The sequence below is a fragment of the Marisediminicola sp. UYEF4 genome (genome assembly GCF_040546025.1).
Classification (GTDB): domain Bacteria; phylum Actinomycetota; class Actinomycetes; order Actinomycetales; family Microbacteriaceae; genus Marisediminicola.
In genome coordinates, this window is the sequence record NZ_JBEPNA010000004.1 from 19968 (window position 1) to 35458 (window position 15491).

The 15491-nt window shown below is 68.5% G+C and carries 16 protein-coding genes; 14 read left to right on the plus strand and 2 right to left on the minus strand.

The features are described from left to right. Positions 1 to 184 precede the first annotated feature (184 nt). From ABIB15_RS05815 to ABIB15_RS05825, 3 genes are all read left to right on the plus strand, one after another. Complete coding sequence (locus ABIB15_RS05815; RefSeq protein ID WP_354476046.1) at positions 185 to 1198, plus strand: NAD(P)-dependent alcohol dehydrogenase; 1014 nt, start codon at positions 185 to 187, stop codon at positions 1196 to 1198. A 166-nt stretch (positions 1199 to 1364) separates the two neighbouring features. Further along, complete coding sequence (locus ABIB15_RS05820) at positions 1365 to 1625, plus strand: helix-turn-helix transcriptional regulator (protein WP_354476048.1); 261 nt, start codon at positions 1365 to 1367, stop codon at positions 1623 to 1625. Continuing rightward, positions 1609 to 2124 carry a hypothetical protein gene (locus tag ABIB15_RS05825; protein WP_354476050.1) on the plus strand — a complete coding sequence of 172 codons (516 nt, stop codon included), beginning with the start codon at positions 1609 to 1611 and terminating at the stop codon, positions 2122 to 2124. Before ABIB15_RS05820 ends, ABIB15_RS05825 begins: the two co-directional genes overlap by 17 nt. 129 nt (positions 2125 to 2253) lie before the next feature. Here the strand turns inward: ABIB15_RS05825 and ABIB15_RS05830 are convergent, their stop codons facing one another. Then, positions 2254 to 2739, minus strand: a complete 486-nt coding sequence (locus ABIB15_RS05830) for a nitroreductase/quinone reductase family protein (protein WP_354476052.1) — start codon at positions 2737 to 2739, stop codon at positions 2254 to 2256. Positions 2740 to 2962: 223 nt separating this feature from the next. On the opposite strand from ABIB15_RS05830, the gene ABIB15_RS05835 reads away from it, so the two are divergent. From ABIB15_RS05835 to ABIB15_RS05860, 6 genes are all read left to right on the plus strand, one after another. Further along, positions 2963 to 3397, plus strand: a complete 435-nt coding sequence (locus ABIB15_RS05835; RefSeq protein WP_354476054.1) for a DUF1801 domain-containing protein — start codon at positions 2963 to 2965, stop codon at positions 3395 to 3397. Between the two features lie 126 nt (positions 3398 to 3523). Then, positions 3524 to 4105, plus strand: a complete 582-nt coding sequence (locus ABIB15_RS05840; protein WP_354476056.1) for a fasciclin domain-containing protein — start codon at positions 3524 to 3526, stop codon at positions 4103 to 4105. A gap of 145 nt (positions 4106 to 4250) precedes the next feature. After that, on the plus strand, positions 4251 to 4664 hold the full coding sequence (locus ABIB15_RS05845; RefSeq protein WP_354476058.1) for a pyridoxamine 5'-phosphate oxidase family protein: 414 nt from the start codon (positions 4251 to 4253) through the stop codon (positions 4662 to 4664). A gap of 149 nt (positions 4665 to 4813) precedes the next feature. Next, the gene (locus ABIB15_RS05850) at positions 4814 to 6043 is read left to right on the plus strand and encodes a glycosyltransferase (RefSeq protein WP_354476060.1); all 1230 of its coding nucleotides are present in this window, start codon (positions 4814 to 4816) and stop codon (positions 6041 to 6043) included. Positions 6044 to 6382: 339 nt separating this feature from the next. Continuing rightward, on the plus strand, positions 6383 to 7654 hold the full coding sequence (locus ABIB15_RS05855) for an ArgE/DapE family deacylase (RefSeq protein WP_354476061.1): 1272 nt from the start codon (positions 6383 to 6385) through the stop codon (positions 7652 to 7654). 47 nt (positions 7655 to 7701) lie between these two features. Beyond that, positions 7702 to 8109 carry a DUF3592 domain-containing protein gene (locus ABIB15_RS05860; protein ID WP_354476062.1) on the plus strand — a complete coding sequence of 136 codons (408 nt, stop codon included), beginning with the start codon at positions 7702 to 7704 and terminating at the stop codon, positions 8107 to 8109. Here ABIB15_RS05860 and ABIB15_RS05865 read toward each other — a convergent pair. Beyond that, positions 8090 to 9466: a cation:dicarboxylate symporter family transporter gene (locus tag ABIB15_RS05865; protein WP_354476063.1), complete on the minus strand. Its 1377-nt coding sequence runs from the start codon at positions 9464 to 9466 to the stop codon at positions 8090 to 8092. The genes ABIB15_RS05860 and ABIB15_RS05865 overlap by 20 nt on opposite strands. A 149-nt stretch (positions 9467 to 9615) precedes the next feature. On the opposite strand from ABIB15_RS05865, the gene ABIB15_RS05870 reads away from it, so the two are divergent. The 5 genes from ABIB15_RS05870 (at position 9616) to ABIB15_RS05890 (ending at position 15442) form a co-directional block, all read left to right on the plus strand. Beyond that, the gene (locus tag ABIB15_RS05870; RefSeq protein ID WP_354476064.1) at positions 9616 to 11265 is read left to right on the plus strand and encodes a sensor histidine kinase; all 1650 of its coding nucleotides are present in this window, start codon (positions 9616 to 9618) and stop codon (positions 11263 to 11265) included. Then, a complete protein-coding gene (locus ABIB15_RS05875) occupies positions 11262 to 11954 on the plus strand; it encodes a response regulator (RefSeq protein WP_354476065.1) in 693 nt (230 codons plus the stop codon). Before ABIB15_RS05870 ends, ABIB15_RS05875 begins: the two co-directional genes overlap by 4 nt. A 77-nt stretch (positions 11955 to 12031) precedes the next feature. Next, entirely contained in the window at positions 12032 to 12577 is a 546-nt protein-coding gene (locus tag ABIB15_RS05880) for a sigma-70 family RNA polymerase sigma factor (protein WP_354476066.1), read from the plus strand. Beyond that, positions 12561 to 13328 carry a hypothetical protein gene (locus ABIB15_RS05885; RefSeq protein ID WP_354476067.1) on the plus strand — a complete coding sequence of 256 codons (768 nt, stop codon included), beginning with the start codon at positions 12561 to 12563 and terminating at the stop codon, positions 13326 to 13328. The genes ABIB15_RS05880 and ABIB15_RS05885 overlap by 17 nt, the downstream gene beginning before the upstream one ends. A 125-nt stretch (positions 13329 to 13453) precedes the next feature. After that, positions 13454 to 15442, plus strand: coding sequence for a TPM domain-containing protein (locus tag ABIB15_RS05890; protein ID WP_354476262.1), 1989 nt, complete (start codon positions 13454 to 13456; stop codon positions 15440 to 15442). Positions 15443 to 15491: the final 49 nt, after the last annotated feature.

The window sequence follows — 15491 nt, forward strand, 5'->3', positions numbered from 1 at the left end:
GGAGCATCCGTTGACGATCCGATTGAAAGGCCCTCCCGATGACCAGTTCCCATCCAGGAGTCGCTCCGCTCGATACCCGAATCCGCCTCGCCGCGTTGTGGACCTCAACAGTGTTCATTGTTGCGTTCGCCGATAACTTTTCGTTCTTCCGCGCTGATTACCTCCCGACACTGGCGGGTGCGGCGTGAAGGCGATCGTCCAACGCGGGTACGGCTCCACCGAGGTGCTCCGGCTCGAGGAGACCGACGTGCCCGCGATCGGCGCGGGCCATATGCTCATCCGTGTGCGAGCAGCATCCGTCAATCAGGCAGACTGGTTTCTCACCACCGGTACGCCCCTTGTCGCTCGCGCCGCGTTCGGCGCACGCCGGCCGAAACTGCCCGTTCGCGGGCAGGATGTCGCCGGCATCGTCGAGTCGGTCGGCCCGGATGTCACCACGTTCCGAGCCGGCGACCGGGTGTACGCGGAGGTCCCCGCCGGGGGCTTCGCCGAGTTCGTCGCCGTGCGATCCAGCCAGGTCGCGATGATGCCACGCACGATCAGCTTCGAGCAGGCGTCGGCCGTGCCGCTTGCCGCGGGCACCGCGCTGCAGGGCCTGCGCGAGATAGGTCGTTTAGGCGGCTGGAAGGCTGAGGCTGCAGCGCGCGTGCTCATAAACGGCGCCTCGGGCGGCGTCGGCAGTTTCGCGATCCAGATAGCGAAAGCGCTCGGAGCCGAGGTCACGGCAGTGTGCAGCGCGAGGAACGCCGAGCAGGCGCTGGCGCTCGGCGCAGATCGGGTGATCGACTACACGGTCACGGACTTCACGAGCGCCGGAGACAAGTACGACCTGATCTTCGACGTCGTCGGCAACCATCCGGTGCGCGCTGTGCGGCGCGCGCTCACCCGCACGGGAACGCTGGTGCTGTCGAGCGGCGGGGGTGGCCGCATCCTCGGCCCGATGGGGCGCATCATCGGGGCGCTGGTATCGGCGCCGTTTGTATCCCAGCAGGTGCGTGTGCTTGCCGCGACGCCAAGCGCTGCGCGCCTCGATGCGCTCGCCGAGCTCATCGATTCGGGCGCGGTCAGCCCGCAGGTCGAGAGGGTGTATCCGCTCGAGCAGACGGCGCAGGCGCTGCGCGATTTTGTCGAGCAGCACGCGCGGGGCAAGCTCGTGATCGCGGTGACGCCCGACAGCATTCCTGGTCAGGTCAAGTAGCGCGGTCCGGCGGGCCAGTTCCACATGACGCGTGCCTCGCCATGGTTCTCAGTAGCCCTTCGACTTGGACCTACGGCAACCATTGCAGCGGTCGTACACGCGGTGACGATCGCTGCCATCGAAATCGATGTTGTAATAATGCTACATAGCATTTATGCTACTTCCCATGGGACGCAAACCGAAGTCGGATGAGCCGGTCTACAGCCGACTCGAGAGCGTGCGCACCGATCGCGGCATCACACGGCAACAGCTCGCGGACGCGGTCGAAGTGCACTATCAGACGGTCGGGTATCTCGAACGCGGCGAATACAGCCCCAGTCTCGCGCTGGCGCTCCGCATCGCGCGGGAGCTTGACTCTCCGGTCGGGGAGCTGTTCTCACTCACTCCATTCACAAGACCGGGAGGATCCGATGAGCACGTCGCGTAGGGAGAAGAACAAACAACTGGTCGCCGAGCGCACCGAACGCCTGATGACGGACACCCGATTCCAAGCACTGCGCACCCACCGCGCCCGAATCGCACTTGCGGTCGCCATGATTGCGCTCTTCGTCGTGATCCCCGCCGCCTGGATCCTGCTGGGCTCCATCGCCGGCATTGTCGCCGTTCTCGTCGGTATCGTCGTGTGGTGGATGCTGAGGATGTCGGTGCGACTGGTTGCCGACCTCCCGGAGAAATACCTCGACGAGCGCCAGAGAACGCTGCGCAATCGCAGCTACGTCGACGCGTACCGCTGGTTCGGAGGACTCGTCATCCTCGTTGCCAGCTCTGGAATCATTGCCTTCATCGTGTTGGGCGAAGACCCCGACTCCTGGAACGTCACGCTCAACTACGACGCCGTGATGGGGGTCTTCTGGATGATCGAGGCCGCGGCGCTGAGCATCCCGTCGATCGTGCTCGCGCTCCGCGACCGGGAACTACCGCGCTAGACCCCGCTCATCCACTCATCCCCAGAGGACCGCGGGCCGCCGACCGAGTGAACTTTGGAACCGAATCAGCAACCCGACCGGACCAGCGACGAGGAACTGGCGTACACCGACTTCCTCGGCCTCAACGTCCTAGCGTGATGGACGCGCCGGGTCTGCCCGAGGTTCGAGGACCACGACGGCCGTCTCTGTCGACCGCCGCCGAGCATAGCCGTCAAGATTCTCGTCCAGCGACCGCCACCGATCCCACAGCCGCACCCGTTCCTGGCCGGTCGCCGCGCGGGCGACGACCTCGCGGGTCCCGTCGGCAAGTTGGACGATCGCCTCAGGATGCGCTTGGAGATTCAACCACCACGCAGGCTCTCCTTCGCCCCACCCGTTCATTGCCATGGTCACCAGGTTCGGGCCGTCGTCGAAATACCCGACGATTACCGACCGCTCCCCACCGCCGCGGCGTCCGATCGTGGTCAATCGCAGTGCTCCCCATCGCTCGGCCCGAGCAGGCCACAGTCCACGACGCCCACCAGTGACCCTGTAGAGCGCCCGGTGCACCTTCCACGCGAGCTGGATAAACCATCGGGGCGGCACCCGCGGGGTGCGCGCGGTCACATCCGGCATCCGCACCTCCCCGCCTGCACCGCAGGCCTCACGTCAGGGCGCCAAGCTACAGCCGATATTCCAGCGTGTCTACCGCCTGGCCCGGGTGAGATCGGCAGGGGCCAGTCGTGCGCAGTCGATTGGCGTGAATCGCGCGGAGGTCGTGAACCCAGTCGTCGGTCGACGGCCGGTAAAACTATGCTCAGCGTATCGACGCCAGAAGCTGAGCCGAAGGGAACCCGACATGGACGATGCGGTTCGCGCCTTTATCGACACTGTCCCCGGCGCCACACGACGGCGCGACGCCGAGAGGCTGCTCGAGCTATTCGGCCGCGTCACCGGACAGCCGGCCACGATGTGGGGTCCGTCGATCATCGGCTACGGGCAATACCACTACCGGTACGCGAGCGGGCGCGAGGGCGACGCCGGTGCCGCCGGCTTCTCACCCAGGAAGGCGGCGACGAGCATCTATCTTCCCGACGGCGTCGGCGCGTACGCCGAGCAGCTCGCTCGCCTCGGTGAGCACAAGGCGGCGGTCGGGTGCCTGTACATCACCAACCTCGACAAGGTCGACCTCGCCGTGCTCGAGAGCATCATCGACGAGTCCTACCGAACTGTCACAGCGGGCACATTCGGACACCGGGCAGCCGAGTCGAACGGCGGCCGACCGGCTCCGTAGGCCGCGCCTGCCGCTGAACGAAACAAAATTCTCTCTGCCCACTGCATCCAACAGACCTGTTTCGACAGAAGTACTCCATAGAACACCCCCCACGCCCGCTCACGGGCACGAACAAAGGAGTACGCCGTGAAGAAACGCGTCATCGTCACCGCTCTGGCCACGGGCGCCCTGCTCGTCAGCGCCGCCGCCCCCGCATCCGCAGCCGGGCACGAGCCGGGCACGATCGTCGACGTGGCCGTCGCCGCATCGGGCGGAGGAGCTCCCGACAGCAACCCCTACGACTACGACCTCCTCGTGCAGGCCGTGCTCTACACCGGGCTCGAGGGCGTGCTCGGCGACCCGAACGCCTCGTTCACTGTCTTCGCCCCGAATGACCAAGCCTTCCTCACCCTGGTGACGGACCTGACCGGCGTCGCGCCGGCAAGCGAAGCCGAGGCGCTGACGACGATCGTGACCGCCCTGAGTCGCGACCAGATTTCCAACGTGCTGCTCTACCACGTCACCGCCGGCAACCTCGGCAAGGTCGACGTGAACCGCGCCAAGTCGCTGACAATGGCCAATGGAGGTATCGTCAACCCGCGCGGCGTGAACCTGCGAGACGAGGGCGCACTCACCGACCCCCGCATCGTGCGCGGCGCCAGGGACATCCAGACGAGCAACGGAGTGATCCACACGATCGACCGCGTGCTGATCCCCGGAAACCTGTAGCCGACGGCTGACCCAAACGGGCCCGTCGAGACAGCGAGTGCTGTCTCGGCGGGCCCGTTGTTCGTGGTGGGCGGATGCTGCGGGGTAGCCACGCCACTCCGCGGGGCCATAACCTAATGCCTGATCACATTGGGGGCACCACCACATGCGCGACTCGCACGGCTCCACCGTCGAAAACCTCGCACTCGACGAGTGCTGGGACCTCCTCGCCGCAAACGACTTCGGCCGCCTCGCCGTCGCAACCGAGACCGGCGTCGACATCTTCCCGATGAACTACCTCGTGCGCGACCGGGAGATCTTTCTGCGGAGCGCACCTGGCTCGAAACTGGCCAGCATCACCGAACGGCCGTCGATCGCGTTCGAAGTCGACGGCAAGCGGATGCGCCGCCGCTGGAGCATCGTCGTGACGGGCAACATCGACAGGCTCGGCTTCGACTCGGAGATCGTGGAGTCGGGGATCCTCGGGCTGAAGTCGCAGAGCCCGACCGCGAAATGGAATTACCTTCGCATCTCTCCGGAGTCGGTCACCGGGCGGCGTTTCACGGCTACCCGCCGCTAGCTCCAACTCTGGGCGACCGGTCACGGCCGCCGCCTGAGCCAGTCACCGCCGCGGGTCGCCTGAGTATGTCCCCTTCAGGGCGCTTGAGGGGCGCTAAGTGGGCGACTCGCGCGCCGGGCTCGCTCAGCCTCGTCGATTAAGCTCGTCCAGTGCCCTCCGCGTCTACTCCCCTGCGCATCGCGCTCGTCTGCCTGCACACCTCACCGGGCTCCGAGCCGGGATCCGGCGACGCCGGCGGCATGAACGTCGTCATTCGGCATCAGGCCGAGGCGATGGCGGCGGCCGGGCACACCGTCGAGATCCTGACGCGGCGTTCGTCGCCCGACCAGCCCGACAGCATGCCGCTCGCCCCCGGAGTCACCCTGCGATTTCTGACCGCTGGCCCGCCGCGCCCCGTCGCCAAGGGGGAGCACGAGGGATTCGTCGGTGAATTCAGTATGCGACTGGCCGAGTTCGGCACATTCGACGTGATCCACTCCCACCATTGGTTCTCCGGCATGGCCGCGCTCCCCCTCGCCCGCCGCACCGGAACCCCCCACGTGCAGAGCTTCCACAGCATCGCCGCCGACGACTCGACGCCGCTGTCGGCGGGCGAACGCGCCGAGTCCCCCGGACGCTTGGCCGGCGAGGCCTGGCTCGCGAGGGAGTCCGATGCCGTCGTCGCCGTGAGCGCGGCCGAGGCCGACACGGTCGTGCTGCGACTCGGCGGACCGATCGATCGCGTGAGGGTCGTGTACCCCGGCGTGGACGGCGAGCTCTTCCACCCGCAGCCCGATCGCCCGGCCGGCACCGGCTACGTCGTCGTCGCCGCACGCCTGCAGCCGCTCAAGGGCCTCGACCTGGCGATCGAGGCCGTCGCCGCCGTGGCGGAGTCACTGCGGCCGCAGCTCGTCATCGCCGGCGACACGTCCTCCGACTTCGACGGGTACATCGACGAGCTCACGGTGCTCGCGGCCCGCAACGGTATCGAGAATGGCGTGCGTTTCGTCGGGCCCCAGTCCCGTGCCGACCTCGCGGCGCTGCTCCGGGGCGCACGGGCCGTGCGCGTTCCCTCCCACTCGGAGACCTACGGACTCGTCGCACTCGAGGCCGCGGCGAGCGGGGTGCCCTCGATCGTCGCGGCATCCGGTGGCCTGCGCGAGGCCGTCCACGACGGCCTTACCGGGGTCGTGCTCGACTCCCGCGACCCGGAGGCGTGGGCCGTGGCCATCGCTGAGGTGCTGGCCGACCCCTCACTCGCCGGTCGACTCGCCGACGGTGCACGGGAGCGTGCGCAGCACCTCAACTGGCCGCACTCCGCCGAGGCGTTGATCGCTGTCTACCGGGAGCTCGTCGGATCCGGTGCGGCTGGCAGGCAGCGTGACCTCGCGGTCGCCTGACCGGAACCGCACTGTGCCCCGATCACCACCGAACGGGGTATGGGCCATCCAGCGCACGCACAGGCGACCCGGTTCGATGAAACGAGAAATGTCCTCCTTTCAGTGGACAGATCGTTCAAGCTGCCTTAGTGTCAGATTTGGTCAACGACGACCTCTCGGATTACCGACCCAACCCCCGAATACCGGTCGATAACCCGGCCGGCCACCTCGCTTACCCCCCTTGAACGGGAGTGGCCGGCACCCTTCTTCTCCCTGCGCTCGCGCAGGACCGGCCCGACACACATACGCCGCACATCCGCCCGACGCATGCACGAAATGCTCCGCGCTTAGGATGCGGGAATGCAGCTCACCCCCGTCGAAGCGCGCGTGCTCGACAGCATCGACGAAACCGCCCTCGTTCAGAACCTCATCGACCTGATCCGAGTGCCGAGCATCACCGGAACAGATGCGGAATCCGAGTTGCAAAATGCGCAGGCCGGACAGCTGCGCGCCGCGGGTCTGTCGGTCGACGCCTGGAAATTCGACCTCGACGCGCTCCGTGCCGACACCCGCTTCCCGGGCACCGAGGCACCGCGCACCGAGGGCTACGGGGTCGTCGGCGTGACTGGCCCCGGGCGGCCGGCGCTCGTGCTCCAGGGCCACATCGATGTCGTGCCGACCGGCGACCTCGACCGCTGGCACGACGGCGACCCGTTCAGCGGACGCATCGAGGGCGGCGCGGTGCACGGCCGCGGAGCCTGCGACATGAAAGCCGGTGTCGCCGCGAACCTCGCTGTGCTGCGCGCCCTGCAGACCTCCGGGGTCCAGCTCGAGAGGCCGATCGCCGTCCACACGGTCGTCGGCGAGGAGGACGGCGGTCTCGGTGCCTTCGGCACGATGCTCCGCGGGCATACCGGCGACGCCGCTGTGCTGACCGAGCCAACGGGAGGACGGATCGTCACCGCGTGCGCCGGGGCACTCACCTTCGAACTCGCCGTGGCCGGGCGGGCCGCGCACGGCAGCACCCGCCTCGAGGGAGTCAGCGCCCTCGAGGCGTTCCTGCCGATCATGGCGGCGATCCAGTCGCTCGAGCTTCGGCGCAACGCCGACCCGCACCCGTTATTCTCCGACTATTCGCTGCCCTATCCGATCTCGATCGGCACCGTCCGGGCAGGCGACTGGGCGAGCAGCGTTCCCGACCTGCTCATTGCCGAGGGCCGGCTCGGGGTGCGGCTCGGCGAGGACCCGGCGGATGCGCGGCGCGAGTTCGAGATCGCGATCGCCGAGGCGAGTTCCGCCGATCCCTGGCTGAGCGACAACCCGGTCGCGGTGACCTGGCCGGGCGGACAGTTCGCGAGTGGGCGGATCGACGACGACCACACCTTCATCGACGAGGTGACGTCGGCGATCATGACCCTGAACGGCGGTGCGGTTCCGCCCCGGCGGGCGGCGCCGTACGGCAGCGACCTGCGCCTCTACTCCGACATCGGCGGCATTCCGAGCCTGCACTTCGGTCCCGGCGACGTGCGGTTCGCGCATGCCCCCCGCGAGCAAGTGCACATCGACGAACTCGTCGCGGTCACCCGCTCGCTCGCCTTGCTCGCGGTTCGGCGCAGCGGCGCACACTTCTAGCAAACGACGCGCGAACTAAGCGCAGCCGACTCTTCTACTATCAGTACGTGACAACCTCCGACGCGTTCGCCCTCGTGCTCGAGCTGATCACCTGGGTGGGGCTTCTGCCGGGGATCGTGCTGCTTGCCGCGGGCTATATCCGGCGCGCCTGGGCGAGTCGGTACCAGGAGACGTGGGGCGTCATCGTGCAGTCCCCCGCCGGCACCGACCACCTCTGGTTCCGCTGGATGGACCTGCAGCGGGAGCTGCAGTCGGCGCCCGTCTCGCTCGACGCGGACGAGGCCCTCGAACTCGGAGACGAGGTCAAGGTGTACTTCGATCCGCGCAACCCCGAGAACGGGCGCCTCGATCATCCCTCCGCCGACGGCCGGCTCATGCGCATTCTCGGCTGGCTTCTCGTCGGGGTGGGAGCCGCTGCGGCGATCATTCAGCTCGTCATACTGTTCTCGGAGTAGCGGACGGCAGCACGTCGGCGGCGTCGGGGGTGGTCTCGACCCTGGCGAGCGGGTCGACCCCGTGCGAGTCGACGCTCATCGTCGCCTCGTCGAACGGCTCGAGCCCGCCGAGCACGCGACCAAGCTGCAGGGTGTCGGTGCCCTTGGTCCAGTGCCCGATCAGAACGGTCGCGACGGCGTTCCCGGTGAAGTTGGTGAGCGCCCTGGCCTCAGACATGAACCTGTCGATTCCGACAATCAGCCCGACGCCGTCGACGAGGTCGGGGCGATGTGCCTGCAGCCCGCCAGCGAGCGTCGCGATTCCCGCACCGGAGACTCCGGCGGCGCCCTTCGACGCGATGATCATGAAGACGAGGAGCGAGATCTGCTCACCAAGGGCGAGCGGCGTTCCCATCGCCTCGGCGATGAACAACGACGCCATCGTGAGGTAGATCGCGGTGCCGTCGAGGTTGAACGAGTAGCCGGTCGGGACCGTGATGCCCACGACGGGCTTCGAGATTCCGAGGTGCTCCATCTTGGCGATGAGACGTGGCAGCGCCGCCTCGGACGACGACGTCGAGACGATGAGCAGGTATTCGCGGGCGAGGTACTTCATGAGCATGAAGATATTCACGCCCGTGACGACCTTGAGCAGCGTTCCGAGGATGAACACGATGAACAGCGCACAGGTGATGTAGAAGCCGATCATGAGCGTTGCGAGGCTGATCACGGCCTGGATGCCGGTCGAGCCGACGACGGCGGCGATCGCGCCGAACGCTCCGATCGGCGCCGTCCACATGATCATCGAGAGGATCTTGAAGACCAGCACTTGAAGGTGGCGCACCCCGGTGAGGACCGGCTGGCCCTTGGAGCCGAGTGCCTGCAGGGCGAAGCCCACCAGCAGCGCGACGAAGAGGGTCTGCAGGATGCTGCCGTCGGTCAGCGACGAGAACAGCGACACGGGAATGATGCCGAGGATGAACTCGCTGGTGCCCTTCGACTCCGTCACTCCGGCGTCGTAGGTCGTGCCCGAGATGTCGAGGCCGGCGCCGGGCTGGATGATGTTGCCGACGACGAGCCCGATCGCGAGCGCGAAGGTCGACATGATGATGAAGTACCCGAGCGCGAGGCCACCGACCTTGCCGACGGTCGCGGCCTTGGCGACCGAGCCGACACCCAGCACAATCGTGCAGAAGATGATTGGCGCGATCATCATCTTGATGAGTCCGATGAACGCCTTGCCGACGGGCTCGAGGGTCTTGGCAAACTCGGGGGCGGTGAGTCCGAGGATGATTCCCGCGATGACCGCGACGATGACAAAGATGTAGAGATAGTGCTGGCGGTCAATCCGCTTGAGCGTTCCGAATACGTTGGCCACTGGGCATCCTCACTGATCAGTTCGGCACTTCTTCGCTGCCGACACCATTGGTGGGTCAACGATGGGTCGTGTCAGCGACGGCGACCAGCTTGTGGTCATAATGTGCAGGGAGACAGCACCGACCGGGCTGTGCCGGCCGGGAGGACCCCATGACGATTCGGCCGCGCGACTGGAACATCGCCACACGGCTGTTCGTCGCGCAACTGCTCGGGATCCTCGCGTTCGCGACTGTCGCCCTCACGGTGCTCGTCGTCGACTCCCGCGTGCGCGAGGAAAGCGATGCGGCAGGGCGAGCGCTCGCGGTCGCGACGTCTATCGCGGACAACCCGTTCGTGGTCGAGTCCCTGACAACCCCCGATCCGACCGCCCTCCTGCAGCCCTATGCCGAACGCCTGCTCGCCGACACGGGCATGGACTTCATCACCATCATGCGGCCGGACCGCACCCGGCTCACCCACCCTGATCCGGACGAGATCGGGCGGCGGTTCCGCGGCACGATCGCCCCCGCCCTCGCGGGCGACTCCTTCACCGAGACCTTCCCCGGCACGCTCGGGCCATCGGTGCGCGCGGTCGTGCCGATCCTCGGCGAGAAGGAGGAGATCGTCGCCCTGGTCGCCGCCGGCATCACCGTCGGGGCGATCACCGACGCCATCAACGCCAGGCTGCCGCTCGTGATGGCGCTCGGAGTCCTCGCGGCCGTGATCGCCGCCGCGGGCTCGTGGGGGCTCAGCCGTTACCTCCGACGCGCGACCTGGGGCCGTGGGCAGGAGCAGATGCGGCGGATGTTCTCGTTCTACGAGTCCGTGCTGCACTCGGTGCGTGAGGGGCTCGTGCTCGTCGACACCGACGCGCGAATCGTGCTCTACAACGACCAGGCGGCAGAGATGCTCGGCCTGCCACGGCAACACGCCGACGACCAATCGATCGCGGTGGCTGGCCTGACGGTGCCTCCGTCACTTCGGGCGGTGCTCGCCAGCGGCGCCGCGGCGGTCGACGAGATCCACGTCACCGAGAGTCGGGTTCTCGTGGTCAACCAGGAACTGGCGCTGCCCTCCGGACGGTTCGCGCCGAGCGTCGCGGTCGGAACCGTGACGAGCCTGCGCGACCACACCGAGGTGACCCGGCTCACCGACGAACTCCGATCCACCCGGGTGCTCTCGGATGCGCTCCGCTCCCAGACCCACGAGTTCGCGAACCGGCTGCACACGATCGTCTCGCTCATCGAGCTGGGGCGAGCCACCGAGGCCCTCGACCTCGCGACCAGCGAGCTCGCGGTGAGCCAGAAGCTGACCGACGAGGTCATGGCCGCCGTCTCAGAACCGGTGCTCGCGGCCCTTCTGCTCGGCAAGTCGGCTCAGGCGAGCGAGCACGGCCTCGCCCTGTCGATCGACTGTGATCCCAACCTCGATACCGCCGGCATCCCCGCCCTCGACCTCGTCACAGTGCTCGGCAACCTCATCGACAACGCCTTCGACGCCGCAGCCGATGCCGCCGCCGGCCTGCCCGGCGGCGGCTGGGTCGAGGTGTACCTCGCGAATACCGACGACCCCGACGGGCCCACCCGGCTCGTCGTGCAGGTCTCCGATAGCGGACCGGGCCTCGACCCCGACCTGCTCGCTCGGGCGACCGGGCTCGGCGTCAGTACCAAGGCGCCCGGCCCGTTCGGCCGCGGGGTCGGCCTCGCCCTCGTGCTTCAGGCCGTGCGCCGAGCCGGCGGCACGATCCGCTCGAGCCAGGACGGCGGCTCGTCCATCGTCGTCGAGCTCCCTCTGGCGAGCCACGCCGCGGTGCCCTCGTGATCCGGGTGCTTGTCGTCGACGACGAACCGGTGACCGCCGACGCGCACGCGGCGTATGTGGCCAGGATCGATGGCTTCGAACTCGCCGGAATCGCGCACACCGGCAGCGACGCGCTGCGCCACATCACAGACTCGGTGCGGCCCGGCGGCACGCCGATCACACTCGTGCTGCTCGACATGCACCTGCCCGACCGCAACGGGCTCGACGTGTGCCGCAGCATCCGCGCGGCCCGGCTGCCCATCGACGTCATCGCGATCACGGCCGAACGCGACCTGCCGCTGGTGCGTGAGGCCCTCTCCGTCGGCGTGGTGCAATACCTGATCAAGCCGTTCGGGTTTCCCGCGTTCGCGGAGAAGCTGGCGAGCTTCGCCGCGTACCACGCCCGCCTCGCGAGCCAGGGGCCGCCGACGACGCAGGCCGAGGTGGACTCCGCCCTGTCCGCACTGCGCCGCTCGGGGAGCACCCCGCTCCCGAAGGGACTCGCGCCCGACACCCTTGCCGCGATCACCGCGCGGCTGTCGCTCGAGCCCCGGGCATTCTCCGCCACCGAGCTGAGCGAGCAGAACGGGCTCTCCCGCGTCACCGCCCGCCGATACCTCGAACACCTTGCCGACATCGGCCAGGTGCAGCGAAGCTCGCGGCACGGCGGCGCGGGTCGGCCGGAGATCGAATACCGGTGGATACGCTGACCCCACGAGCATCCCAACGTTTTCGGTCGCTCGTTCGTCTAAGTAGGTACCGGGACAATCGAGGCCGAGGAGGCGCGATGGCAGCGCAGTGGGAAAGCGTCGTGACCACTCTCGTGCGCCAGCGTGGCCAGTCCCTCACCCGCTACGCCTGGCTGCTTTCCGGCAGCGCGGATGATGCCGCCGATCTCGTGCAGGACGCCCTCGTCAAGACCTTCGGGCGGCTCAGCAACGGGTTCACCGTGACCAGTGCCGAGGCGTACGTTCGCCGCGCGATCCTCACCGGCTTTCTCGATGGCGGGCGGCGCCGCACGAGGTGGCGCAGGATCGCGCACCTCGAGCTCGCTCCGGACGCGATCGACTCCCCGGCCCCCGCATCCGAGGCCCGTATCGACCTGCAGGCCCAACTGGCGCGCCTCACGCCGCGGGAGCGCGCGTGCCTGGTGCTGCGCTATTACGAAGACCTCAAGGTCGACGACATCGCGCTCGAACTGGGCATCAGCTCCGGTGCGGTGAAGCGCTACCTGAGCGACGGGCTGGCGAGAATGGCCGTCGCCCTCACCCCCGAACCGCACCCGCCCGAGACTCAACCAACCCCAGGAGGTATCAATGCCCACCGAAGCTGAACTGCGCGCCTGGCTGCGCGAGGGCGACCTGGGGGCCTCTGCGCGGGAAGCGGATGCCGGCAGCGTGATCCGCCGTAGCCGCCGGCGCCGGCTCCCCCGCCAGCTCGCTGCCGGTGGCACACTGACGCTCGCCATTGCCGGGATCGGGGTCGCGGGCGTCACTGGGCTGCGCTCGATGCCGATGGGCGCGAGCGTGAGCGATGCGACCGCGGAGAGCGCGCCGGAGGCCTTCTCTGGCGAGGATGCGGGCGATTCGACTGATGGCGGGGCCGCCAATGCGGCCCGGGCCTCCAGGCTGAACCCGTGCGGCGGCAGCATCGCCGACATCGCCCCGAGCGCCGGCCTCGTGCTCGAGACCCGGTTCGTCCCCTCCGCGCCCGCTGACGGGCAGAGCGTCGACGGCACCGTGACGCTCACCAATACCGGCACGGAGCGCATCACCGGCACGACCGCCGCGACACCGGCGATCACGCTCTCGCAGGACGGTGAAGTGCTGTGGCACAGCAACGGCCCGATGATCATGATGGTCGTGGAGGTCGACCTGGCGCCCGGCGAATCCCTCGAGTACCCGGCGTCGTTCACTGCCGTGCAATGTGGCGAGCAGGACGAGTTGACCGAATCGTTCCGGGACGACCTCCCCGCCCTCGATGAGGGGAGCTACGAGATCTCCGCCGCAATTGACTTCCTCGCGGCCGACGGAAGCCCCCTGCCCACCATCACCGGGCCGCTCGCCCCCATCACGCTCGGCTAGAGCGTCGGGGGTTTGCCTCCTAACGCACCCGCAACCCCTCGCGGAACGGACAGTTCTGCTGGATAGAATCCGACTGGGCCGTGTCGACGGTTCGTCGTTTTCTAGTGAGGGAGTCCGTGAGTCTCATGCAGCGGAACCGCACGCGCCTGACGCAGGCGCTGTGCGCCGCGGCGCTCGCCCTCGCCGCGGTCCTCGTTCCGACACAGACCGCGTATGCCGAGCAGCCCGTCGATCTCGGCAGCACCCAGATCGTCGACACCGTCGGGGCCCTCAACGGCCAGCAGGCGCAGGTGGAGTCGGCGCTCAACCGGCTCTACAACGAGACCGGGGCGCAGCTGTTCGTGGTCTACGTCGCAAGCTTCGACGGCATCGCCGCGGACGAGAGCTGGGCGACGGCGACGGCCGAGCAGAACGGGCTCGGCACCGACGATGTGCTGCTCGCGGTCGCGACCGAGGATCGCATCTACGACATCTTCTATCCGGCTGACTTCCAGCTGGACGCGGAAAGCACACGCGACGTCGAGAACGGTTTTCTGCCCCTGCTCAGCGACGAGAACTGGGCGGGCGCTGCCGTTGCCGCCGCCGACGGCTACCGCGAGGCCATCCGGGGCCCCGGATTCCCGTGGGCCTTCGTACTCGGGGTGCTCGTCGTCGGTGCGATCGTGATCGGGATCGTCGTGTTCATCGGGCGGCGGCGCGCCTCGGCCAGACGCGAGGCCGAACTCGTCGACCTCACCAAGCTCGAACAGCGGGCAAGCGGTGCCCTCATCCAGCTCGACGACTCCCTGACGACGAGCGAGCAGGAGCTCGGGTTCGCCGTCGCACAGTTCGGCACCGAGGCATCCGCCCCCTTCGTCAACGCGCTCGAGGGCGCCCGCGCCAAGGTCGCCGAGGCGTTCCGGATCAAGCAGACCCTCGACGACGGCATGCCGGAGACCGACGACCAGAAGCGCGCCGGGCTCCTCCGGATTCTCGAGCTCTGCGAGCAGTCCGACGACGAGCTCGACCGGCAGGCCGACGCGTTCGACGAACTGCGGGCGCTTGAGCAGGCCGCACCGCAGGCCCTGGTGCAGGTGAGGGCGGATGCAGAGGGAGTCACGGCCCGTCTGGCAGCGGCGACCGAGGCGCTGCAGCTTCTCGCGCGGGGCTACTCCTCCGCCGCGGTCGCGACAGTCAAGGACAACACGAATCAGGCCGAGAAGTTGCTCGCGTTCGCGGGGCGCACCGCATCGCAGGCGGAGGGCGCGATCGCCGCGGGCAAGTCCGGTGCCGCGGCCGTGCAACTGCGCACTGCCCAGGCGAGCGTCGCCCAGTCCGGCCAGCTGCTCGACGCTATCGATTCTCTCGGCGCACGGCTGGCCGAGGCGACACGGTCTCTCGACGCCGTCGTCGCCGACACGAAGCAGGATCTCGCCGCTGCGACGGCGCTCCACGCCGAGGCGAGCTCGGCGGAGCTCTCCGCTGGCATCGCCGGCGCCGAGGCGTCGCTCGCGGCCGCGGAGAGCCCGTCGACCCTCGGCGACCCGGTCGCGCGGCTCGAGCGCCTCACCGCCGCGAACCAGGAACTCGAGGGGGCCTTCGGCCGCACGCGGGACGCCCAAGCCCGCATCCAGCACGCTCGGGTCGCCCTCGACGGCACGCTCGCCACCGCGCGGGGGCAAATCGTCGCCGCGAACGACTTCATCACCACACGCCGCGGCGGCGTCGGAGAGACGGCCCGCACGAGGCTCGCCGAGGCGAACAGGCACCTGAACCAGGCCGTCTCGCTCGCGGTCGACGACCCGGTGGCCGCGCTCGCCGAGGCGCAGCAGGCCAATTCGCTCGCGGGCGCGGCCATCTCCTCCGCCCAGAGCGACCTGAGTCGCTACCAGCCCTCTAGCCCGTCCCGTGGCACGTTCACCGGCGCGGGGATCGGCGAGGCGGTGATCGGCGGCATTATCGGCGGGCTCATCGGGGGACGCGGCGGCGGCTTCGGGGGCGTCAGCGGCGGACGTTCACGCTCGGGCGGCTTCGGCGGACTGGGCGGCTTCGGCGGAAGCTCCCGCTCCAGCGGCGGTTCCCTCGGCCGGTCAATCGGCCGTTCGGTCGGCCGCAGCAGCCGCGGGCGCTTCTAGCCCAGCGCTTCACGTTTCCACACACCACTCACCACAACGAAAGGACGCA

Excerpts from the sequence above, each read along its gene's own strand:
- ABIB15_RS05880 (WP_354476066.1), top strand. The coding sequence starts at position 12,032 with ATGGCAGCGCAGTGGGAAAGCGTCGTGACCACTCTCGTGCGCCAGCGT.
- ABIB15_RS05835 (WP_354476054.1), top strand. The coding sequence starts at position 2,963 with ATGGACGATGCGGTTCGCGCCTTTATCGACACTGTCCCCGGCGCCACA.
- ABIB15_RS05855 (WP_354476061.1), top strand. The coding sequence starts at position 6,383 with ATGCAGCTCACCCCCGTCGAAGCGCGCGTGCTCGACAGCATCGACGAA.
- ABIB15_RS05825 (WP_354476050.1), top strand. The coding sequence starts at position 1,609 with ATGAGCACGTCGCGTAGGGAGAAGAACAAACAACTGGTCGCCGAGCGC.
- ABIB15_RS05885 (WP_354476067.1), top strand. The coding sequence starts at position 12,561 with ATGCCCACCGAAGCTGAACTGCGCGCCTGGCTGCGCGAGGGCGACCTG.
- ABIB15_RS05870 (WP_354476064.1), top strand. The coding sequence starts at position 9,616 with ATGACGATTCGGCCGCGCGACTGGAACATCGCCACACGGCTGTTCGTC.
- ABIB15_RS05820 (WP_354476048.1), top strand. The coding sequence starts at position 1,365 with ATGGGACGCAAACCGAAGTCGGATGAGCCGGTCTACAGCCGACTCGAG.
- ABIB15_RS05830 (WP_354476052.1), bottom strand. The coding sequence starts at position 2,739 with ATGCCGGATGTGACCGCGCGCACCCCGCGGGTGCCGCCCCGATGGTTT.
- ABIB15_RS05845 (WP_354476058.1), top strand. The coding sequence starts at position 4,251 with ATGCGCGACTCGCACGGCTCCACCGTCGAAAACCTCGCACTCGACGAG.
- ABIB15_RS05890 (WP_354476262.1), top strand. The coding sequence starts at position 13,454 with ATGCAGCGGAACCGCACGCGCCTGACGCAGGCGCTGTGCGCCGCGGCG.